This is a genomic window from Aliagarivorans taiwanensis DSM 22990 (genome assembly GCF_000429505.1).
GTDB classification, from domain to species: domain Bacteria; phylum Pseudomonadota; class Gammaproteobacteria; order Enterobacterales; family Celerinatantimonadaceae; genus Aliagarivorans; species Aliagarivorans taiwanensis.
This window is the reverse complement of sequence record NZ_AUBZ01000002.1, coordinates 60,940-81,398: the sequence shown is the minus strand read 5'-3', so window position 1 is coordinate 81,398 and position 20,459 is coordinate 60,940. Positions and strand designations below refer to the sequence as shown.

20 protein-coding genes are annotated in these 20,459 nt (G+C 53.4%); 11 read left to right on the top strand and 9 right to left on the bottom strand.

Going from position 1 to position 20,459, the window contains the following annotated elements:
* Positions 1–8 precede the first annotated feature (8 nt).
* Positions 9–200: a YnbE family lipoprotein gene (locus G462_RS21495; RefSeq protein ID WP_051326466.1), complete on the bottom strand. Its 192-nt coding sequence runs from the start codon at positions 198–200 to the stop codon at positions 9–11.
* Positions 155–1,873, bottom strand: coding sequence for an intermembrane phospholipid transport protein YdbH family protein (locus G462_RS0101940; RefSeq protein WP_026957481.1), 1,719 nt, complete (start codon positions 1,871–1,873; stop codon positions 155–157). Before G462_RS0101940 ends, G462_RS21495 begins: the two co-directional genes overlap by 46 nt.
* Positions 1,874–2,021: 148 nt before the next feature.
* On the opposite strand from G462_RS0101940, the gene G462_RS0101935 reads away from it, so the two are divergent.
* Positions 2,022–2,276, top strand: a complete 255-nt coding sequence (locus G462_RS0101935; RefSeq protein WP_026957480.1) for a DUF2500 family protein — start codon at positions 2,022–2,024, stop codon at positions 2,274–2,276.
* A gap of 34 nt (positions 2,277–2,310) precedes the next feature.
* Here G462_RS0101935 and G462_RS0101930 read toward each other — a convergent pair whose 3' ends face one another.
* Entirely contained in the window at positions 2,311–3,198 is an 888-nt protein-coding gene (locus G462_RS0101930; protein WP_026957479.1) for a DMT family transporter, read from the bottom strand.
* A gap of 131 nt (positions 3,199–3,329) precedes the next feature.
* Between G462_RS0101930 and G462_RS0101925 the strand changes: the two genes are divergently transcribed.
* From G462_RS0101925 to G462_RS0101910, 4 genes are read left to right on the top strand one after another with little or no spacing between them, the layout of a single operon-like run.
* A complete protein-coding gene (locus G462_RS0101925) occupies positions 3,330–3,776 on the top strand; it encodes a DUF2214 family protein (RefSeq protein WP_026957478.1) in 447 nt (148 codons plus the stop codon).
* A gap of 2 nt (positions 3,777–3,778) precedes the next feature.
* On the top strand, positions 3,779–4,762 hold the full coding sequence (locus G462_RS21490; protein WP_035476444.1) for an alpha/beta fold hydrolase: 984 nt from the start codon (positions 3,779–3,781) through the stop codon (positions 4,760–4,762).
* A 19-nt stretch (positions 4,763–4,781) separates the two neighbouring features.
* On the top strand, positions 4,782–5,576 hold the full coding sequence (locus G462_RS0101915) for a Cof-type HAD-IIB family hydrolase (protein WP_026957477.1): 795 nt from the start codon (positions 4,782–4,784) through the stop codon (positions 5,574–5,576).
* A gap of 18 nt (positions 5,577–5,594) precedes the next feature.
* The gene (locus tag G462_RS0101910; protein WP_026957476.1) at positions 5,595–6,743 is read left to right on the top strand and encodes a hypothetical protein; all 1,149 of its coding nucleotides are present in this window, start codon (positions 5,595–5,597) and stop codon (positions 6,741–6,743) included.
* A gap of 11 nt (positions 6,744–6,754) precedes the next feature.
* On the opposite strand, the gene G462_RS0101905 is transcribed toward G462_RS0101910, so the two are convergent.
* Positions 6,755–7,606, bottom strand: coding sequence for a substrate-binding domain-containing protein (locus G462_RS0101905; protein ID WP_026957475.1), 852 nt, complete (start codon positions 7,604–7,606; stop codon positions 6,755–6,757).
* An 85-nt stretch (positions 7,607–7,691) separates the two neighbouring features.
* Here G462_RS0101905 and G462_RS0101900 point away from each other — a divergent pair, with 85 nt between their 5' ends.
* Positions 7,692–8,879, top strand: coding sequence for a BaiN/RdsA family NAD(P)/FAD-dependent oxidoreductase (locus G462_RS0101900; RefSeq protein WP_035476441.1), 1,188 nt, complete (start codon positions 7,692–7,694; stop codon positions 8,877–8,879).
* Between the two features lie 155 nt (positions 8,880–9,034).
* Here the strand turns inward: G462_RS0101900 and chrA are convergent, their stop codons facing one another.
* Positions 9,035–10,171, bottom strand: coding sequence for a chromate efflux transporter (chrA, locus tag G462_RS0101895; protein WP_026957473.1), 1,137 nt, complete (start codon positions 10,169–10,171; stop codon positions 9,035–9,037).
* 103 nt (positions 10,172–10,274) lie between these two features.
* Between chrA and G462_RS0101890 the strand changes: the two genes are divergently transcribed.
* The 4 genes from G462_RS0101890 (at position 10,275) to fabG (ending at position 13,867) form a co-directional block, all read left to right on the top strand.
* Complete coding sequence (locus G462_RS0101890) at positions 10,275–11,183, top strand: LysR family transcriptional regulator (RefSeq protein ID WP_026957472.1); 909 nt, start codon at positions 10,275–10,277, stop codon at positions 11,181–11,183.
* A 198-nt stretch (positions 11,184–11,381) separates the two neighbouring features.
* The gene (locus G462_RS0101885; protein ID WP_026957471.1) at positions 11,382–12,197 is read left to right on the top strand and encodes a hypothetical protein; all 816 of its coding nucleotides are present in this window, start codon (positions 11,382–11,384) and stop codon (positions 12,195–12,197) included.
* 231 nt (positions 12,198–12,428) lie between these two features.
* On the top strand, positions 12,429–12,863 hold the full coding sequence (gene hpaR, locus G462_RS0101880; protein ID WP_026957470.1) for a homoprotocatechuate degradation operon regulator HpaR: 435 nt from the start codon (positions 12,429–12,431) through the stop codon (positions 12,861–12,863).
* Between the two features lie 272 nt (positions 12,864–13,135).
* On the top strand, positions 13,136–13,867 hold the full coding sequence (gene fabG / locus G462_RS0101875; RefSeq protein ID WP_026957469.1) for a 3-oxoacyl-ACP reductase FabG: 732 nt from the start codon (positions 13,136–13,138) through the stop codon (positions 13,865–13,867).
* Between the two features lie 72 nt (positions 13,868–13,939).
* Here fabG and phaC read toward each other — a convergent pair whose 3' ends face one another.
* The 4 genes from phaC to G462_RS0101855 form a co-directional block, all read right to left on the bottom strand.
* A complete protein-coding gene (gene phaC / locus G462_RS0101870) occupies positions 13,940–15,754 on the bottom strand; it encodes a class I poly(R)-hydroxyalkanoic acid synthase (RefSeq protein WP_026957468.1) in 1,815 nt (604 codons plus the stop codon).
* A 115-nt stretch (positions 15,755–15,869) separates the two neighbouring features.
* Complete coding sequence (locus G462_RS0101865) at positions 15,870–16,220, bottom strand: phasin family protein (protein WP_026957467.1); 351 nt, start codon at positions 16,218–16,220, stop codon at positions 15,870–15,872.
* Positions 16,221–16,270: 50 nt separating this feature from the next.
* A complete protein-coding gene (locus tag G462_RS0101860) occupies positions 16,271–17,476 on the bottom strand; it encodes an acetyl-CoA C-acetyltransferase (RefSeq protein WP_026957466.1) in 1,206 nt (401 codons plus the stop codon).
* A 14-nt stretch (positions 17,477–17,490) separates the two neighbouring features.
* Positions 17,491–18,237, bottom strand: a complete 747-nt coding sequence (locus tag G462_RS0101855; protein WP_026957465.1) for an SDR family oxidoreductase — start codon at positions 18,235–18,237, stop codon at positions 17,491–17,493.
* Positions 18,238–19,057: 820 nt separating this feature from the next.
* Between G462_RS0101855 and phrB the strand changes: the two genes are divergently transcribed.
* Positions 19,058–20,455, top strand: a complete 1,398-nt coding sequence (phrB, locus tag G462_RS0101850) for a deoxyribodipyrimidine photo-lyase (RefSeq protein WP_026957464.1) — start codon at positions 19,058–19,060, stop codon at positions 20,453–20,455.
* Positions 20,456–20,459 lie beyond the last annotated feature (4 nt).

Sequence of the window (20,459 nt, the reverse complement as noted above, 5' to 3'; positions counted from 1 at the left end):
ATGCTCTCCTAAAATAGTCCGCTGTCTTCGCTGAACAGTTCGTCCAGCTGTTGATCGACCTTGACCCGGATCTCGTGGTCGATCTTCACGTTTAAATTCACTGTGATCGGTTTGTCGACGGCCACCTCCACGCGGGGGGTGCACGCAAACAACATCACGGTGAGGGCGAGGAAGCAGAACCTGTTACGGTATCTATCCATTGTTGCACCTGTCCTGATAGTTGGTCGCCAATACGCAAGCTGCGCAGCAACTGGTACATATTCTCTTGATGATGGTAGTTGAGTTCTACCGGCCTTGGCGACACCTGTTGATTGCGGCCATAAAGGTTCACCCGCATATCCAGATCGCCCTCTGGGCTGAAGTCCACTTCGGCCCCTAACTGACTGTAATTAAAATCCTCTAACAAGCTCAGCGAGAAGTCCAGCCCGGGATGCTGCTGCTTAAGGCTCGCCAAGGCAGCGTGGTTGATCTTAATCCGCCCCGGCGGGCGCTCAACGAACAACTTCCCGCCTTCCACCGACACGCCCTGCCCTTGCCACTGCCACGGCAAACTGCCCGCCAGCTCCCCCTCCACCAGCAAGCCGATATCCGGGTACAAGCCACTCAGACTCGGCAGCGAAACACCGCTGAACACCAACTGTCCTTTATAGGTCGGCACCAACGAGAGCAAATTCACCACCGCCTCACCACCGAGCAACTGAAACGCCAGCGGGCTGAGCTGCAGGGCCTCGATCGCCAGAGGTTCTGCTTGCCAAGGCTGCTGCCAGCTCCCCTGCAGCGAGCGTAGGCTCAGGCCAATATCTATCTCGTCAACCCACCACTCTCCTTGATGCTGCCAGCCTTGAGCGGATTGGTACTCAAGATAGCCGCTGAGTGCAGCGTCCTTGATGGGCTTATCGCCCAATAACGCGTTGAGCGCCGTGACATCGGTGGAGAGTGTGAGCGACTCAGGCTGATAGGCGAACTGGCCATTGGCCTGCCCGCTAAGCCAACGAAAGTCACTGGCCCCCGGCACCAAATCAGCCAGTGGTAGCTGCAGTTGCTTCGCCGCAAAACGCCCACTCAGTGCCAGTGGAGCCAGCTGCCAGCGCCCTTGCGCCTCGATGCTCCAATCCGTTATCCCGAGCTGCCAAAGATCGGGAGTGAATTGCCATTGGCTGGCAGGTAGCAGCACGTCATTCGGCAAAGTGACAGCCGAGAGCCGGGTGTGCATCAGCCAAGGTGCGGTCATCTCCAGTTCGAGCTGCGCGCTGAGATCACCCAGCGCCAGCTCCGCTTGCCACAGTCCTTCTGCCAAACTGGCATTTAGCTGCAAAGGCTGTGAGTGTACGGCGGGATAGTGTTGATCGATGATTTCAGCAATACCAAGCGCGTTTAACAGGGAGCTAGAGAACGTAGCGCGCAACATTGGCGGTGTGGGCGCTTGCAGGGTGAGTTCAAGATGGCTACCGCTATCTTCGGCTAGCTGCAGGGACCAGCTGTCGTGGTCCCGCTGCAGCGTGGCAGTGCCTGAAAGTAGTGGAAGGCCCGGGCTGGTAACCTGCCAATCGCTAACAACCACATTGAGTTGCTTGGGCAGTGGCAACTGCGCGAGGGTGGCGATGGCCTGCTGCAGCTGCGCATCGAGCTGCTCGGGGGACGGAGGGGCGCTATCGGAGGCGCTATCTTGACTGCAGCTCAGGTCAATATCCAGTGAGGAGAGCGTCCAATTCGATTGATCCAGAACGAACTCGCCTACCCTTAGCTGTGGGCAACCTCCCCAACTGAGAGCCTGCCAGCCCGCTGTCACCGATGCTTGAAGCTGGAAGGAAAAAAAATACAGCGAGGCCAACGGCACGATCAACCACTTCGATTTGCTACTCGCTTGCCACATCCAACGCTCCCTGCTGAGGACTTTCAGCCAGACATTCTGTATTCCCCGAGAAACCTAAAAAATCTTGCTAAATCGGTAGCTTGTGGTCACTCAGACAGTTCCTTAATGACAACTATACTATGGATGAATTTTTAACAGGAGAATTGTTATGCCGTGGTGGTGGCTGTTAGCGCTTATCGTGATCTTATCCTTGTCAGCGTTCCAGTTTTGGCGAAAGGCCCAACTCAATCGCTGGAACCAACAACAACCGCTCCACAAGCTCGATGCCACCATTACCGAGCTGGAGGAACGCCCGGTTCGCCGCTTCGAGATCCAACGCGGGATATTCCGCGAGCTAGAAAAGGGCGCACAGGGAGAGCTCACCGTGCAAGGCACCCAGTTTGTGAGTTTTCACCCGAAGTAAATCACTATCTGGCTAACTGCCTGATATTCCACACCTAGCGCGCCGAACGATACAAGGCCATCACCAAACCAAGGGCAATCAGGCCCGCGCCTTGGGCGTGGAACCATGCCAGCTGCTCGTCGAGGATGGTTAGCGACAGCCCTGCGCCAAACAAGGGCATCAGGTGGATGTATTGCCCGGCGGTGGCCGCGCCAAGCACCTTCACCCCTTGATTCCATGCCATGTAGGCCAGTAGCGAAGGAAAAACCGCCACGTAGCTGAGCGCGCCGATATTCAGTGGGCTCAGCGCGAATGGTGTGCGCGGTATCCACCACCAGTAGAGCGGGCTGAGCACTAGCACGCCAATGATTAAGGTAACCCCGAGAAAACTCCCACCACTTAGCGCAGCCGGTTTAAAACGTAGTCCCAACGAGTAGCCCGCCCACACCATCGAGGACAGCACGATCCAGGGGTCGCCAGCATTAATCTGCAAGCTGCTGAGCGAACGCCAATCGCCTTTTACCAACAGCGCCAACACCCCAAGGAAGGACAGCAGCATCCCCAGCAACTGACGCTTATCCAAACCGCCCTTGAGCAAGGCCCAATTAAACAGCAGGATAAACATCGGAATGGTGGAGTTGATAATCAAGGCATTGGTCGCGGTGGTGTTCTGCAATCCTAAGTAAACCAAAGAGTTAAAACTGGCAACGCCCAAGGTGCCCAGCAGTAACAAGATGCCCCAATGCTTAGCAATAACCCTACGTTGGCGCCACATCCCGCCGGCCACCCAGGGCAGCGCCAGTAACATGCCCAGCACCCAACGCCAGTACGACAGCGCCATGGGAGGCACTGAGTCAGCCACCAGCCGCCCAGCGATAAAGTTTCCGGCCCAGAACAATGGCGGTAACAGCAACAACCAATAGGCCCCGTTTTTTCCCTGCATAAGCTTTCCTTTTCAACTACTTGTAGGCTACCAAGCTCGCCTATGGCATGATAGTGTGAATTGCAGTAACATCGCGTTTTCGCTGACAACGCTTGCAAAGGACACCCCCCACCGATGAGAGCTGCTGAATAATGCTGCTTCAAGCGATCAATGCCGGACTTCACGTGATAGCCATCGTATTGCTTGCCGGTGCTCTATGCTCTGAAGCGTTTCTGTTTCGCCAGGGAATGCGTGAAGACGATGTCGAAAAGCTGCTTATGGCGGACTTTCTGCACGCCTTTTCCACCATCATGATTTTCATCACCGGCGCGATGCGCATCGTGATCTTTGAAGAAGTCTCCGCCAACTACCTGGATAACCCTTATTTCGGCCTGAAGATGTTGGTGTTTTTTGTGGTAGTTTTGCTGTCGCTCTATCCCACCACCACCTTCTATCGCTGGCGTAAAGCCATCCGTCAGGGCAGTCCATCGATGATCTCTTACCGCCAACACGGCGCGGTTATCTGGTTGATCCGAATGGAGTTATGTTCACTGTTGGTGATCCCGATGTTGGTGGCATTATCGCGGATGGGTAGCTAACCTTGAGCGCCCAGCCGTTTACCCAAGCCAGCGCATTGCCCGAGGCCTATGAAACCTCGATTCTTCCCTACTGGCAGCAACACAGTCAGCAATACCAGATCGAAGGACAAGCTGGCCTTAGCATCAACTACTACCTGCTCAGTGCCCCCTTCCCCAGCCAGCAGTTAATGGTGATCTCACCGGGGCGCAGTGAAGCCGCCATCAAATATCAAGAGCTGGCCTTCGACTTTGCTCAGCAAGGCTACGACTGTTTGATTGTCGACCATCGTGGCCAAGGCTTCTCAGAGCGAGAATCTGACCAGCAAGAACTCGGCGACGTCGCCAAATTCGATTACTACGCCGACGACCTACACCAGATCATCCAGCAGCAGAGCAAGCGCGTCGCCTATCAACAGCAAGTGCTGCTCGCTCACTCAATGGGAGGCTGTATTGCCGCCCGCTATCTACAGCTCTACCCCGGTCATATCGAGGCGGCAGTGCTGTGCGCACCGATGTTTGGGATCAATACTGGCGGTGTGCCACAACCCATTGCCAAAGTACTGGCCAAGACCTTGTCTACACTGGGTCGCCTGTTTAAGCAAAAGCCACGTTACGCCCCGGGGCAAGGCGCCTATAAAGAGAAGCCTTACCAGAACAACGAACTGAGCCGCTGCCCTGAGCGCTATCACAATATGTACTCGCAGTATCAGCAGAACCCGCTGATCCGCTTAGGTGGGCCAAGCAGCCGCTGGCTAGCGCAAAGCTTTGAGACGATGAGTCAGGCCATCAAGCAGGCCGACCAGATCCAGATCCCCTTGCTGGTCTTACAGGCAGAGCTGGATAGCGTCGTCACCGCCGCCGAGCAAGACGCCTTTTGCGCCGCCCGTGGCGAGCAAGTGGTGGTGATCAAGCAAGCCCGCCATGAGATACTGTTCGAACGTGACGAACTACGAAACCACGCCTTGGAGAGAGTCAGCCAGTTCTTTGCCGATCCCCCAAGCCGCTGATGTCTGTTTGGAGATCTCGATGCAACGTCTTATTGTCAGCGACCTTGACGGCACGCTGCTAAACCAACACCACCAACTCAGCGCGCGCAATCGCGACACCATCCGCCGCCTGCACCAGCAGGGCCATCACTTTGCCATTGCCACCGGCCGCCATCACTGCGATGTACAGCATATTGCCGCGCAAATCGGCTTTCCAATGTACTTAATCACCGCCAATGGAGCGCGGGTGCATAACCCTCAAGGCGAGATCATCCATCGCGCCGATCTCGCGCCTTCGCTGTTCCACGAACTACTGACCTTTAGCGCGGATTTCCCGGTACTACGCAACGCCTACTGTGAGGATGAGTGGCTGGTCGAGCAAGAGAATCCTTTGGCGCTGGCCTACACCGAAGAGTCGGGCTTCGTCTATCGACTCTGCGCGCTGACATCCCACCCCGGCAATCATATCAGTAAGCTGTTTTTCGTTGCCGAAGCAGAACAATTGCTATCATTAGAACAAGCACTTAAGCAGCAGTTTGGCAATCTTATCAGTGTCACCGCGTCGATGAGCAACTGTCTCGAGGTGATGTCGCCAGAGGTCAGCAAAGGCGCCGCCTTGCAGTTCTTGTTAGAGCAACAACAGCTAGGCGCTCAAGACTGCATCGCCTTTGGCGATGGCATGAACGATGTCGAGCTGCTGCAAGTTGTGGGTACCGGAGTGGTTATGGCAAATGCCTCTGAACGCTTAAAGCAGCGCCTGCCGCATCTCCCGCAAACCACGAGTAACCATAATGATGGTGTGGCCAACTACTTGGAGGCCACGTTCAACCTTTAACGGATTAAGGGAATGACCATGCTGCCTCAACTGCCTCGTTTGCTGCTATCGCTCAACGCAGCCCTACTTATTCTAGCTTCCTCAGCACTGGCCACTGAGACGGTGAGCAGCAATGATCAAACCTTGGTCAGGGGCATCTTGGTCGAGCAAGGTAGCGATTTTGTCGTCAAAGGGTGTGATGAGCAGCGCTACTTATTGGCGCTAACCCTCCAAGATAAACAGTTACTAGCGGAGTTTCCGCGCTTTACTCACCCCTATGTGGAAGTACAGGGCGTATGGCAGGAGCAGCAGCTCAGGGCGTTAAGCTGGCAGCATATCGCCCCAGAAAGCCGCGGCTGCCAACAACAGCGAAGCCGTATTACCGCCATGGGCAATGAGCCGGGCTGGCGAGTCACGGTTGACCCGTCACAACTTCGCTTAACCAGCATCAACGGCGAATCAAGCGATCCCTTACTCGACCAAGGCGTTAGCCAACAGGGCATGTACTGGCGCGGCCAGCAGTATCAGCTACAGATTAGCCAAGGGGCCTGTCGTGGCACCATGGACGGCGCTTACTTTGCCTACCAAGCCACCCTGCAAACACCTGAGCGCGAGCTAAACGGCTGTGCGCTGCTGCCCTTCGCCACCGAGCCACAAGCGCCGGCCTCCTTACCCGCCCATCCTGCACTGCCGGTACAGGCCAAGGCTGACAGCCTTACCACGCTTGATGCCAGCAGTGCAGCCAACCCCAAGGTGGAGGCGGCCTTGCAGCGCTACTTTGAACTGCACCGAACCACGCCCAAGGGTGAGCGTTATCAGTGGTGGGAGTATGATCTCAGCGGCAACGGGGTGGCCGAATTGCTGGTGTATATCAACTGGTGCGGCAGCGGCGGCTGCACCTTATTGACCTTCGAGCAACAAGACGACCATCACCGCTTTGTTAGCCGAACCACCTTGGTACACAGCCCGCTGATGATCTCGGCGAACAGCCACAACGGCTGGCAAGATCTGTTGCTTCAGGTATCTGGGGGTGGTGCCAACCCGGGAATCGTGGCGCTGCGCTACGATGGCTTTAGCTATCCACTCAATCCATCAATCCAGCCACGACTCAGTCAGCCTTTTCCCTACAGTGGTGTCAGCTTGCGCGCCCGGCCGTTTGCTCAAGGGGTAGGTCAGCGCCTTTATTGAACGAGAGCCCCTCAGTGGTGGTGATCACCATGCGCCTCATGATGGTCAGCGTTATGGAGTTCCGTTACACCTTTAGCAGAATCGCCATGAGATTGAATATGGTGCTCGAGTAGTGGGTGACTACGCAGCCACTCCACCAATTGTTGCTGTTTCGGCGTCAAAGGCTGACGGCTCACCAGCTGCAAAGGACGCCGCAGCTGATAATCCTGGTAACCCGGCTTATGCCCTTCAACCGACAACATCTTTACGTTCTCATCGCGACGAAAAACGACTTGGGCATGTGCCATCCACGTCACGCCTCCGGATACTCGCGACACCTGCTGAACAAGCTGCTCAACCCCTGCGAATACGGCGTGATGATTTGACAAAGATGCCTCACCGCCTAGATACCGATGCATAAACTGCGAAGTGCTATCTTGCTCCCCTAAACTCATCCACGAAACCGGAACTGTATGGCCTAATGCATGCCACGTTATCTGCCCTTGGTATAGTGACTGCAGCTCTCGCAAACTTACCTGCCCCACCGGATTAATATCACTAACAACCACAGCGACATCATCTTCGGCAAAGTGATGTTGCAGAAAGCCATTGGCCAACTCTTCCTCAGTCAGGGGACGCGATAGCATTGCCAACACATCTTGAGAGTGGCTATCCAGCTTTGCCATCCCGACATGCTCGCCACCGGCTCGGATTACAATATCGATGCCCAGTTCTTGCTCGATCTCCCAAGTATGTGGTTGCAGGTAGGCATATACCGTATCCGAGCCAACCAGCACCAAGCGCTCCGCAAAAGCCAAGGTAGAGTGTGAGACGAATAGCAGTAAGGTTAACAACCAAGGTTTAGCTGAAGGGGTATTGAGCATTTCCGTGCCTCTTTGTTGCGACAGTAACCAGCGGTGACACAACTCAGTATAGTCATTACAATGGCGCCTGATTTTGGGGGTAGATATGACTGAACACTTTGACGTAATCATCATTGGCGCTGGCGCCGCAGGGCTAATGTGTGCCGCACAAGCCGGTTACCGGGGCCGCTCGGTGTTGGTGTTCGATAACGCCAAAAAGCCTGGCCGCAAGATCTTGATTAGCGGTGGTGGCCGTTGCAACTTCACCAACCTCAGTGTCGGCCCAGAGAACTACCTGTGTGGCAATCCCCACTTTGTAAAATCGGCGCTAGCTCGCTACCCCTCCAGCGATTTCATTGAACTGGTTGAGCGCCATGGCATCGACTATCACGAGCGCGACCACGGCCAATTGTTTTGCGACGACAGCGCCAAACAGATTGTGGATATGCTGTTGACTGAGTGTGAGTGGGCTGGTGCTAAGCTGAGGATGCGCTGTGAGTTACTTGAGATAAGCGCACGAGATGAGCAAGGGTTTGCCCTGAAAACCAGCAGCGGCGATCTGCAATGTGACTCGCTGGTAGTGGCAACCGGCGGGCTATCAATGCCTAAACTTGGCGCGACCCCGTTTGGCTATCAACTCGCCGAGCAGTTTGGCCACACGGTTACCACAACCCGCGCCGGTCTGGTGCCGTTCACCTGGCATGCCGACACCAAGCTGCGCTTCGAGGCCTTATCGGGTATCGCAGTCCCGGCCACTATCACCGCCGAGAATGGCAAGCAGTTTAGCGAAGCACTGCTGTTCACCCATCGCGGCCTGTCTGGCCCCGCAGTGTTACAGATCTCCAACTACTGGAAGCCCGGCGAAGCCATTCATATCAACCTGCTTCCCGGCCAAGATGCCCCCGCTCTGCTGGAGCAGGTTCTCAGCCAGCACCCCAAACAAAGCCTGCGCAACACCATCGCCCAGTGGCTGCCCAAGCGCTTAGTGGAAGCCTTGTTTGATGAGACCCAGCTAGGCAAAGCCCTCAATCAGCTTGGCCATGGCGAGCGCGATGAGATTGCCGCCACGCTGAATAACTGGCAGCTGGTGATGAATGGCACCGAGGGCTACCGCACCGCCGAGGTTACGCTCGGCGGGGTCGATACCGCCCAAATCAGCTCAAAAACCATGGAATCCACCCAAGTAGCGGGGCTGTACTTTATTGGTGAGGTGATGGATGTAACGGGCTGGCTCGGTGGCTACAACTTCCAATGGGCCTGGGCCTCAGGAATGGCTGCGGGCCTGGCTTGCTAACACCTCTATAAATGTGGATAAGCCTGTGAATAGCGCCTTAACATAAGGTTGATAGTGCGAGGATAAACGCACTTGCTGACACAAAAACAAAAGCCCGGGCGGTCTCTGAGACTACATGGGCTTTTGACTAACTGTCGATTGCCGAAGCGCGTTGACTAGAACAATACCCCACCGCATAGTGCAAAAAAGGCTATCACCCACGCGATATGCAACTTCAACTGTTTGAGCATAAACATCCCAACCACGATCAGAGCCATATCCAGGTTTGAGCTTACCGCACTATCAAACACCGGGGTGTATAGTGCAGCCAGCAGCAGACCAACTACCGAGGCGTTTACACCTTTCAGTGCTCCGGCCACGCGCGGTTTCTGCGCCAGGCTCTGCCAGTTGCCGATCACGCCAATCACCAGTAAGAACCCCGGCAGGAATACCGCAAAGGTGGCGATCAGAGCACCGGCTAGCGGAGCCGCTGGCAACAACTCGTAACCAATGTAGGTAGCAAAGGTAAACATTGGCCCGGGAACGGCCTGGGCGGCGGCGTAACCGGTTAAAAACGCGTCTTGGGAGATCTGATCGCCCACCAGATTCTGCAGCAATGGCAGCACCACGTGACCACCACCAAACACCATCGAACCGGCTTGATAGAATTCACTGAACAGCTCTACCCCGGGATGCAAACTGGCCAACAGCGGCATACCCAACAGCAAGGCGACAAACAGCAGCAGCGCGCTTAGCTTGAACTTAGCTTGCTCGGAAGACGCTGTGGAGTCAGATTGCAGCATAATCCACCCAACCAGCGCAGCCACCAGCAATACCCCCATCTGCGCCCATAGTGAGGGGAACACCAACAGGACAACGGCCGTCGACACGCACAACACCACCGCCAGACGCTGTTGGCAAAAACTGCGGAACATCCCCAAGGTGGCATCAGCCACTACCACCACAGCAAGCAGCTTCAAGCCATGAACCACGGCTTCGAACAGCGGCGCGCCGGCGATCTGATGACTCAGTACCGACAGCAGCAACATGATGATAATCGAAGGCAGGGTAAAGCCGAGGAACGCCAACCACGCCCCCAACATACCGCCCTTGCGGTAGCCGATGGCAAAGCCGACCTGACTTGAGCCCGGCCCCGGCAAAAACTGACTGAGCGCGACCAATTGGGCGTACTCTTCATCGCTCAACCAGCCCAGTTTCTGCACGAAGGTTTGGCGAAAATAGCCGATATGCGCCGCCGGGCCACCGAAACTGAACCAGCCGAGCAAAAAGAAGGTTTTAAACAGGGTAAACATAACAACACCAACATGGATGACTATGCTGGCGATCTTGGCGAATCGACACTCATGAATCAAATTGGTAGTTTTAATTACTACTATTAGTGAAACAGGATTAATTGTGAGCAAAATCGATTGGCGAAAGGTCGACTTGAACCTGTTGGTCGCATTTACCACCCTCTACCGCACCCGCAGTGTCAGCAGTGCTGCAACCAAGAGCTATGTGAGCCAGTCGGCGATGAGCCATACTCTGCAAAAGCTACGCAAGCTATTTGCCGATCCGCTGTTTGAACGGCGCGGCTATCGAATGCAACCCACCGACAAGGCCGATCAGTTAGCGCCAGTTATCGAGCAGATTCTTCAGCAGATCAGCAATGATGTGTTGCAACAAGAGCGCTTTGAGCCCGCCAGCTACCAAGGAGTAGTCAGGGTTGGCCTGACCGACTACGCCGAGCAGGTGTTTGCGCCGATGATCTACGATCAACTGCGCCTGCAGGCGCCTCACTGTCGGGTAAGCTTTATCAATGTTAACCGCAGCAACTACCAACAGCAGTTTGAAGCGCACAAGCTCGATGTGGTCATCGGCAGCATCTCGCCACTGGCCAAAGGCTATAGCTCTGAGCACCTCTACACCGAGCAGCATGTCTGCCTGTACGACCCCGAAATGCTATCGCTATCAGGTTCGATGTCACCACAGGACTTTGCTGGCATCGAGCAAGTACTACTTAGCCCCGCGGGCGATTTTAGCTCACAGGTAGATCGAGAATTAGCATCACTGGGGCTGACACGACATGTGGTGGCAACAGCCAGCAACTTCCTGACTTTGGCCCGGCTGATTAAGGGGCGTCACTTAATCTGCATAATCCCACGACTAATGGCCCAACAAACGCGCGCTCTGGAGTATGCTGCGCCCCCCATCCCGGTCAGTGACTTCGCCATTGCCGCCATCACCCTGAACCACAAGGTCGCCAACGAGAAAAGCCGCTGGCTGCGTGCATTGTTGCAACAAGTGGTTTGTGCTGCTGATTGATTTTCCCCCGATCGTGCGGCTAACTCCGCTAAACGTCCGACAAAAATCAGCGACTACCAAGAAAAATGATTATTCTGTCACTGAAATGCCAGCGCGACTTGCAGTTCCCCCTTGGGTGATGGCACAGTAGGCAAAGCCAAGCGGGAACGAAGCGCCAACTGGAATGGCCCCGCCAGAACTTTATCCAAGGAGTAGTCAGTGGCTGCAGTCGAAATCCCCAATTCAAGCCTGAGTTTTGACCAGCAACTTAGCGTTTTACTCGAGCAAAACGCGTGCTGTGTTTCGCCGGATGGGGAGCTGATTATTGGAACTCAGCTGCGCGACGGCTATCAACCACCCACCCTCTCGCAACTCGATAATGTCCGCCACGTTGCTTTTTGGTTGGGCGAGCAGGGTTTGGGGATCTTTCAAGCATTCTGCCGCAGTCCTTGGGCTAAACAGATAGCCTGGCTGCGCTTTGGCAGCTCTACTGACGCCTTGGGTGGCGGCCGCAACTACGCCGCTTTTGTACAGGCCATGCAGCAGAGAGAGTGGCCAGCCTTGGTAGGCCTCAGCCTTGGCGAAGTGGAACACTTTCAAAACACGGTGGGCGAGTTTGGCCAACTCGGTGAGCTCAGCGCGCTACTGGAACAGTTGGCCAACTTGCAGGCTCTTGCGATACACGGACACTTCGAACTGGCGCGCCCCTGCCATCTGCCCCAGCTACGCGAGTTAAGTGTGGCGCTATGCGACGAAGGCGGCATTACCGATGTCTGCCTTAGCCAGCTCACGGTGAGTAACCTGCTTTCCTGTCGCTTAGATAGCGTTGAGCATCTGTACATCGATCTGGCGGAAAGCGAAATAGACGGCGGCTATCGGATCCCCTCGCAATGCTTTAGCGCCGATCAATGGCCATCTCTGCAAGAGCTGCTAATCAACGGCTCGTTTCGCTTCTCCGATCAAGCCAAGTTGCTACGCAGCCCTATTGCACAGCGGCCCAACCTCAACCGGCACCTGTTCGGTCATGCGCATTAGGTAGGGACTAAGTGGATAACGTCGATGTTCAGCGATTGCGGTCGAACGGTTTGCCACTAGCCGCTCAGATCTCTACTTAATATCTGCATTAAATCAACTGCTTACTCTACTATAGTTGGTAGAATGGGGCTTCATTTACATGATCTGGTTACAGAATCAGCAACAATAACTAAACAGTACGCCAGAACTTAAGTATATTTAATGTATGTACCGAAGAGACAATCCCAACCCATGAGAAAGTTTAACGACTCGTTACCGCTCAAGCTGTTACGTACCCGCGACAAGCTAATGGGCTATTTTCGTCCGCTGTTTTTACAGTATGAATTGACCGAACAACAGTGGCGAGTTCTGCGAGCACTCTACGAATATAAAGAGCTAGAGCCTTCTCAACTCGCCGAGTACTGTAATATCCTGACCCCAAGTATGACCGGCATTCTAAACCGGCTGGAGCAAGCCGGGCACATCTACAAGCGCAAGGGCTCAGAGGATCGACGCCGCTTTGTGGTTGGTATGACAGCGCCAGCACGGGATCTATTCGACGACCTCAGCCCAGAGGTGGAAAAGTGCTATGACAAGATGCGCGCTGATATCGATAATGACAAAGTCGACGAGTTAAGCGAACTATTAGATCAAGTGCTAGAGCGCCTCGATAGTCTGGAAGACTAACCCCTCTCTAAAACCCAGGCCAACAGCCTGGGTTTTTTCTTTATATTTCAATGCATTAAAATATAGCTCCGCACAATGTGCTTAGAACACGTTATTCTGCAAATTATTTTTGTGCTTTTACTCAAAATCGCTAGTTAACCAGCATTTTTCACTCGAATACTTCGCTTTCCCTGTCTAAGTCAAAAGTTTATCAACTAGACTCAGCCCTGATTTTCACCTCCTTCAATCGAGGGATTACGCAAGCATTCTGGTAGTAGGCAGTAGAGGTATTCATGCACAACAAAATCTGTATCGTCACCGGCGGCTCAAGAGGAATCGGAGAGGCCATCGTCACCAAGTTCGCCACTCAGCAGGCCGAAGCCGTTTTCGCCGTAGACATGAACATTGACGGCGCTAAAGCGCTGGAACAACGTTTCACCAACGTGCACCCCATTCAGCTTAACGTCACCGACGCAGGTGCCATCAACGACTTCATCGCAACTGTAAAACAGCGTTACGGCCGAGTAGATGTGTTGGTCAACAACGCTGGTATCACCCGCGACAACTTGATTCAAAACATGAGCGAAGAAGAGTGGGATTTGGTATTGGACGTGAACCTGAAAGGCGTGTTCTTTATGACCCGCGCGGTCGCACCACTGATGATGGAAAACGATGCTGGCTCAATTATCACCATCGCATCGATTGTCGGTACTGATGGTAACGTCGGCCAGTCAAACTACGCCGCCACTAAGGGCGGAGTGATTTCGATGACCAAAGGCTGGGCAAAAGAGTTCGCCCGCAAAGGCGCCAAAGTTCGCGCCAACTGTGTCGCGCCCGGCTTTGTTGAAACGCCTATGGCGAAAGAGGTACCTGAAAAGATCCTCGATGCCATTGTTTCCAAAACCCCCCTGAAGCGCTTGGGTCAACCGGAAGATATCGCTAACGGTGTAGCCTTCTTGGCTGGCGATGAAAGCAGCTTTATCACCGGACAAACGCTCAAAATCGACGGTGGTTTGGTGCTATAAGCCGTTTTAAGCAATCACTACATAATAAGAAAGGGGCGCAAAGCCCCTTTCTGTTTCTTTGCAACTAACTATCTAAGCCGTTTCGGCTTCTTCTGCGTCAGCGGTTACCGGCATAATCGGCAGTTGCTGCAGCACATAGCTACCTGGCGCGGCTTGCAAGGAGTTCGCCTTATCAATCTGTCGAGCCTCGACATCTTCAGACTTCTCATCTTGCTTATTCAACCACTCGGCCCAGTGCAACCACCACGAACCATCATGGTGTTCAGCGGTGTTGAACCACTCATCGGAGTCCAGCACGCGCTTGCCACCTTCCCAGTAGCCATATTTTTCTTTTGCAGGAGGGTTAACAACGCCTGCCACATGGCCTGACTCGCCTAGCACAAAGGTAACGTTTGCAGAGAGTAGGTGGCTACCTTTGTAGGTGGTCTTCCACTCCGCAATATGATCTTCGCGGGTCGACAAGAAATAACACGGTGTTTTGACCTTACTTAGGTCAATGCCGGTGCCATGGATCTTGATCTCTTTTGGCGTGGTCAGTTTGTTTTCCAGATACAGCTCACGGATGATGAAGTTGTGGCAAGCTGCGGTCACATTGGTGGAATCGTTGTTCCAGTGCAGCAAATCAAAGTCCACCGGACTCAAGCCCTTGAGGTAGTTATCTACATAGTAATTCCAGTAGAGGCTATTCTCCCGCAAGAAGCTAAAGCTCACGCCTAGTGCCCGGCCATCCATAAAGCCCATGGCATTATTTTGCATCTCGAGGGCACTGACGATCGGCTCGTTAATGAACACACCGATCTCACCCGGCTGCGAGAAGTCCAAAATGGTGGTTAGCAAGGTGGCGCTCTTGATCCGCTGCTTCATACGCTTGCTGACCATGTAAGCCATGGCAATCGATAATAGCGTACCGCCAATGCAGTAGCCCAAGGCATTAACGTGGGCTTCGCCGGTCAACTGCTCGATTTTCTCTAGAGGCTCGATAATCCCCTGAGTCACATAATCTTCGAAGCCCACCTCGGCCATTGATACATCCGGGTTACGCCAGGAGATCAAGAACACTGTGTGGCCCTGCTCGACCAACCAATTCACCAATGAGTTCTTCTGGCGCAGGTCCAGAATGTAGTACTTGTTGATGAAGGGCGGCACGATCAGCATCGGCCGTAGCTTCACCTTATCAGTTTTCGGGTGGTATTGGATAAGCTCTAATAGCTCATTGCGGAACACCACCTCACCGGGCGTACTGGCTAGGTCTTTACCGACATCGAAGGCATCTTTGTTGGTCATTCGCACCCGCAGCACTTCAGCGCTGGTCTGCAGGTCTTCCTGCAACTGTTCCATTCCCTTAATCAGGTTGGCACCGTTTTGCTCCATGGTCAGTCGCAACAGCTCTGGGTTAGTTGCAATAAAGTTGGTCGGCGCAACGGCGTTAACCATTTGGCGAGTGAAGAAGGTCAAGCGAGCTTTAACATCATCATCCAAACCTGCGGTGTTTTTAATCATGTCCAACATATTGTTGGCCAGCAGCAAGTAGGATTGCTTGATCACATCAAACATCGCGTCTTCACTCCACATTGGGTCTTTGAAGCGCTTGTCACCTTTCTCGGGCTTAATAACGTCGCCGATTTCGGGGTCTGATGCTTTTAGAAATGAGCTTTGCCAGATCTGCATTTGGTCTTGCCACCACTTCATCTGGGTTTGCATCACCTTGGTTGGCTGGCGTGAAGCCTCGTCCATAAAGGCGCCCAGATCCTTGGCGTTCACCTGCAGCATGGCTTTGTGTAAAGGGTTATCTACGGTTGATTTTTCTTGAAAGGTCTTAAATAGCTGAGCATTACATTCGCAGAGCTTTTCGAAGAACTCGCCGTATGATTTTTCCGTTGACGGCATGCGCGCCTCCTACTAGTTGGTCCCTCAAATCAAGAAGGCCCCAACAGATAGAGGCTCCCGACTAACTCAGTAAAGGGGAAGTCGGGAAGCCATACCGGATGGAGCCTAATGCTATTTATACTACTGGAGAAGCCTTCTCTAGGTTTTCGCTAGCCATTTCGTCTAGCTCACTCTTGAAGTCTTGACCCAGTTTAGCCAGCTTCTTACCGTCTTCGATCATTTGCTGACCAAGGCTAGTCATGGCTTCAACTTGCTTCACGTTGAAATCAACCAGGCCTTGTACGTCAGCGATCTCAGAGGCAGCTTTCAGCTGCTCAACACCTGCATCAGAGTAGCTTTTCATTGCGGCTAGCTGCAGGGCAGTCAGCTCTTCAATGTTTTTCACTACCAGCTTGTTATAGTTGGTGATTGGAGCGAAAGCTTTCTCGCCTTGCTCGGTAAAGGTTTTAAATAGTTCGCTATACATGGTCTAACTCCATTTAAGTTTTAAAGGTGGAAGTCGCAGCTTCCGTTACATCACACACGTTTCACTACTACGGCGGTACCCATACCACCCCCTACACACAAAGAAGCCAACCCCAAGCGACTTCCCTGCTTTTGCATCTCATGCAACAAGGTAACTAAGATGCGGTTTCCTGACGCCCCAAGAGGATGACCTAGCGCGATGGCGCCGCCATTCATGTTGCAGCGCTCCATCATCTCTTGCTGTGACTGGCCATGTTCCTCTTCCAGTTGCTTGAGCACTCCAAGCGCCTGACCAGCAAAGGCTTCGTTAATCTCCAGCAGCTGCATATCTGCCAAACTTAGCTCAGCTTTTTGCAGTGCCTTGCGAATAGCAGGAACCGGACCTAGCCCCATAAACTCAGGGTCGACACCGGCTTGGGCGTAACTCACCAGCTCAGCAATCGGAGTAAGGCCGAGTCGCTCAACCGCCTCTTCTGAGGCCAGAATCACCGCACTGCCACTGTCATTAAGACCCGAGGCATTACCGGCGGTGATGGTGCCTTCTTTGGTGAAGGCTGCGCGCAAACCTGCCAGTTTTTCGATAGTGGCATCGGCTTTCGGATACTCATCGGTATCCACCACTTTGGTTTGCCGTCTGCTCACCACTTCCACTGGCACAATCTCATCGGCAAAACGACCAGACTCCACTGCAGCTACCGCCCGTTGTTGACTGTTCAGCGCGAAAGCATCTTGCTGTTCACGGGTGATACCCAAGGTCTGGGGGATCTGCTCGGTGAGCAGGCCCATGTGCTTCTTGCCAAAGGCATCGGTGAGGCCGTCTTTGATCAGCGCGTCTTCCATCTCCAGGCTCCCCATCTTGTGGCCATCGCGTAGCTTGGCACTCATCAAGTAGGGGATCTGCGACATGTTTTCTGCACCCGCAGCTACTACCACCTCCGCGTCACCCGCTTTGATGTGAGCGGCCGCGTCCATCACCACCTTCATGCCACTGCCACAAATCATGTTCACGGTGTAAGCCGGAATTTCTTGGGGCACGCCTGCAAGGATCGACGCTTGGCGACCGGGGCCCATGCCCTGGCCGGCGGCAATAACATTTCCCAGTATGACTTCATCGACATCTTTGCCACTGAGGCCCGCTTGCTCCAAGGCAGCCTGAATAGCGGCCGCGCCCAGCTTAGGTGCAGCAACCGACTTAAGAGCGCCACCAAAGCTTCCGATGGGGGTACGTTTCGCAGCAACGATCAGTACTTTCTTCATAGTCCTTCCTGTAACTAATGCATGTATTGGCCGCCGTTAAGCGACAAGGTTTCACCAGTGATATAGGCAGCAGGCCCACTCGCCAAATAGGTGACCGCACCAGCGATCTCTTCCGGCAAGGCCAGGCGCTTCATCGGCACCTGAGAGGTAATCTGCTCCAACACCTCATCCTTGATGGCTGTCACCATCGGTGTCGCGGTGTATCCCGGGGCGATGGCATTAACCGTTACCCCTTTGCCCGCCCCTTCCAGGGCCAACGCCTTGGTGAAGCCGATAATACCGGCCTTAGCTGCAGAGTAGTTCACCTGACCAAACTGGCCTTTCAGGCCATTAATGGACGAAATATTGATAATTCGACCATGGCCCTGCTCGCACATCGCCTTAAACACAGGCTGCGTAACGCTGTACAGACTAATCAGGTTGGTATTCAGTACTTGATACCAGCTATCGAAGTTCATCTTGCGAAACAGGCCATCACGGGTGATGCCTGCGTTATTGACTAGCAATTCGACACTACCGAACTCTGAGAAGATCTCTTTGATGACTTCTGCGGAGGCTTGGCTATCGGTGATATCGAGAAATTTGAAGCTAACGCTGGCTCGATCAATTTGCTGTTCATCTAACCAATCGTTGATTTGTTGCTCAGTGCGCCCTCGGCTAAGAGCTACCACGAAAAAACCACTTTCGACCAGGGCTTTGCAGGTTGCGCTACCAATGCCACCCAGGGCACCGGTAATAACCGCCACTCGTTTGCTATCCATTCGTCCACTCCATGTCGCTAGTTATTATTTAATGTCACTTACAACACCCACCAGATATTTTCCCTTTCTGGTGAGATATAAATCAATATGATCTATTTCACATATTGTCAATACCTTGAAGTTCAGAAGCTAACTACCTTATGTTACCGATATGTTGCGAGGCGGAGATCATTCAATGACACCCTAGCTCGATAGAACAGCTAATCTAGTTGACGGGCCCTGCACCGATATGAAGCGCCACTCTAGAGCACCACAGCCATTAACATTTATCTAAAAACTTATAATTCAATAAGATAGAGTTATAGCTGCTAAACGAAACCCTTTAATGAAACTGGTTTCTTATTATTTTTTGGTTTTAAAATTATCTATTGAAATTAAAATACACTCTACTCGCTACATTAGTAATATTTCAATCAATATAATGAATGGTTATTAAAAACACTGGTCGAGAGATTATTTAATATGTTTAATGGTCATACCATTTAGGTAATTGATTAACCAAAATATCCAAGTGGATAACAATTATTGAAAGGGCTAAATTCAGAGTGATTCACTAGTTAATTATCTGCAACAGCATGATCGTTCTACTGTTAGTAAGCAGTTTCGCTTTTTGCAGGTCTGGTCCACCAAATGTGTGGAGTTATTTAGTGCGCTGCTCGCTGCAAACAGCCGTCAACACTGGCACTCTGTCATTTTGGAATCACACTAAAGGAGTAGAGCGGTTGTATACTCTTTGAACAGTCTCGCTATCGTGAGACGTTTGAGTAAACCAACCGGGCATAGGGATACGTAGTGCACTCATACACTAAGGAGTAGCAAGATGAAGCACGGCACAGTTTGGTTCAGGAAAGACCTGCGAGTTACTGACAACCCAGCACTCTATCAAGCCCTTCAACACGCGGACCGCATCAGCGCTGTCTACGTCGATTGTCAGGAGCTGCGCTCTCCCAGCAACAACCAACAACGTTTTGTCCAAGAGAGTGTCAATCAACTGGCCTACTCATTGGCGGTGCGCGGCATACCGTTCTCGGTACTCACCTGCGAAACCAAGCAACGCTTGCCCGAAGTTATGGAGCAGCACGCCCAGCTGAATATGATTAATGGTTACTTCGCCAACTATGCGATAGACATAGAGAGCCGCCGAAGTGACCACGACGTGGAGCAGCACCTCTCCGTCCCGCTGCAACGGTTTAATGGCGATTGCGTGCTACCACATGGCAGTATTCGCACCGCTAACGGCTCGATGTACCACGTGTACACGCCGTTTAGCCGCGCCTGGATACAGCAACTGCGCCTGTGCGGCTACAGTTGCTTCCCCGCCCCCGAAGCGTGCGATGAACAGCAAGCCAGTACGCCTCCCTTCCCCAGTGTGGCCGAACAGATTGACTGGCCCGCAGGCGAAGCCGCGGCACAGCAGCGCTTGGAACGCTTCTGCATTGAGTACTTAGAGGACTATGAACGGGCTCGCGATTTCCCCAGTGTCAGCGCAACCAGTCAACTCTCACCCTACCTTGCGGTGGGCAGCTTAAGTCCTAACCAGTGTTTACAAGCACTCAGTCAGCACCTAGGACAACTGCCAACTGAGCGCAGCCAACCCGGCTTTGCTTGGTTAAACGAGCTAATCTGGCGCGAGTTCTACCGCCACTTGCTTTACGAGTATCCGCGACTGGGTGCCCGTCAGGCCTTTAAGCCAGACACCGAAAAAGTGCGCTGGAAGCAAAACCCGCAAGGTTTGAGCGCATGGCAAGAAGGGATGACCGGCTACCCCATCGTCGATGCCGCAATGCGCTGCCTGAAACGCAGCGGCTGGATGCACAACCGATTACGGATGATTGTTGCCAGCTTCCTGACTAAAGATCTTCACATCGATTGGCGGGTGGGCGAGAGCTGGTTCAGCCAGTTGCTCATTGACTACGACTTGGCAGCGAATAACGGAGGTTGGCAATGGGCGGCCAGTACAGGTGCGGATGCCGCGCCCTACTTTCGGGTGTTTAACCCAACCACCCAAGGACAGCGCTTCGATCCTGAAGGTGCGTTTATCAAGGCCTGGGTTGAGGAGCTGGCGGAGGTACCAGCGAAACACATTCATCAACCCCATGAGTGGTTAGCCGCTCAGCAGCCCGAGAACCCCTACCCGCAGCCGATTGTCGATCACAAACAAGCGCGCCTAGATGCGATAGCGATGTTCAAGCAAGCCAGCACAGAGGCCACCACCTAGGGGC

Coding starts and splice junctions, on each gene's coding strand:
- G462_RS21495 (WP_051326466.1), bottom strand. CDS start 200: ATGGATAGATACCGTAACAGGTTCTGCTTCCTCGCCCTCACCGTGATG.
- G462_RS0101940 (WP_026957481.1), bottom strand. CDS start 1,873: ATGTGGCAAGCGAGTAGCAAATCGAAGTGGTTGATCGTGCCGTTGGCC.
- G462_RS0101935 (WP_026957480.1), top strand. CDS start 2,022: ATGCCGTGGTGGTGGCTGTTAGCGCTTATCGTGATCTTATCCTTGTCA.
- G462_RS0101930 (WP_026957479.1), bottom strand. CDS start 3,198: ATGCAGGGAAAAAACGGGGCCTATTGGTTGTTGCTGTTACCGCCATTG.
- G462_RS0101925 (WP_026957478.1), top strand. CDS start 3,330: ATGCTGCTTCAAGCGATCAATGCCGGACTTCACGTGATAGCCATCGTA.
- G462_RS0101915 (WP_026957477.1), top strand. CDS start 4,782: ATGCAACGTCTTATTGTCAGCGACCTTGACGGCACGCTGCTAAACCAA.
- G462_RS0101910 (WP_026957476.1), top strand. CDS start 5,595: ATGCTGCCTCAACTGCCTCGTTTGCTGCTATCGCTCAACGCAGCCCTA.
- G462_RS0101905 (WP_026957475.1), bottom strand. CDS start 7,606: ATGCTCAATACCCCTTCAGCTAAACCTTGGTTGTTAACCTTACTGCTA.
- G462_RS0101900 (WP_035476441.1), top strand. CDS start 7,692: ATGACTGAACACTTTGACGTAATCATCATTGGCGCTGGCGCCGCAGGG.
- chrA (WP_026957473.1), bottom strand. CDS start 10,171: ATGTTTACCCTGTTTAAAACCTTCTTTTTGCTCGGCTGGTTCAGTTTC.
- hpaR (WP_026957470.1), top strand. CDS start 12,429: ATGAGAAAGTTTAACGACTCGTTACCGCTCAAGCTGTTACGTACCCGC.
- fabG (WP_026957469.1), top strand. CDS start 13,136: ATGCACAACAAAATCTGTATCGTCACCGGCGGCTCAAGAGGAATCGGA.
- phaC (WP_026957468.1), bottom strand. CDS start 15,754: ATGCCGTCAACGGAAAAATCATACGGCGAGTTCTTCGAAAAGCTCTGC.
- G462_RS0101865 (WP_026957467.1), bottom strand. CDS start 16,220: ATGTATAGCGAACTATTTAAAACCTTTACCGAGCAAGGCGAGAAAGCT.
- G462_RS0101860 (WP_026957466.1), bottom strand. CDS start 17,476: ATGAAGAAAGTACTGATCGTTGCTGCGAAACGTACCCCCATCGGAAGC.
- G462_RS0101855 (WP_026957465.1), bottom strand. CDS start 18,237: ATGGATAGCAAACGAGTGGCGGTTATTACCGGTGCCCTGGGTGGCATT.
- phrB (WP_026957464.1), top strand. CDS start 19,058: ATGAAGCACGGCACAGTTTGGTTCAGGAAAGACCTGCGAGTTACTGAC.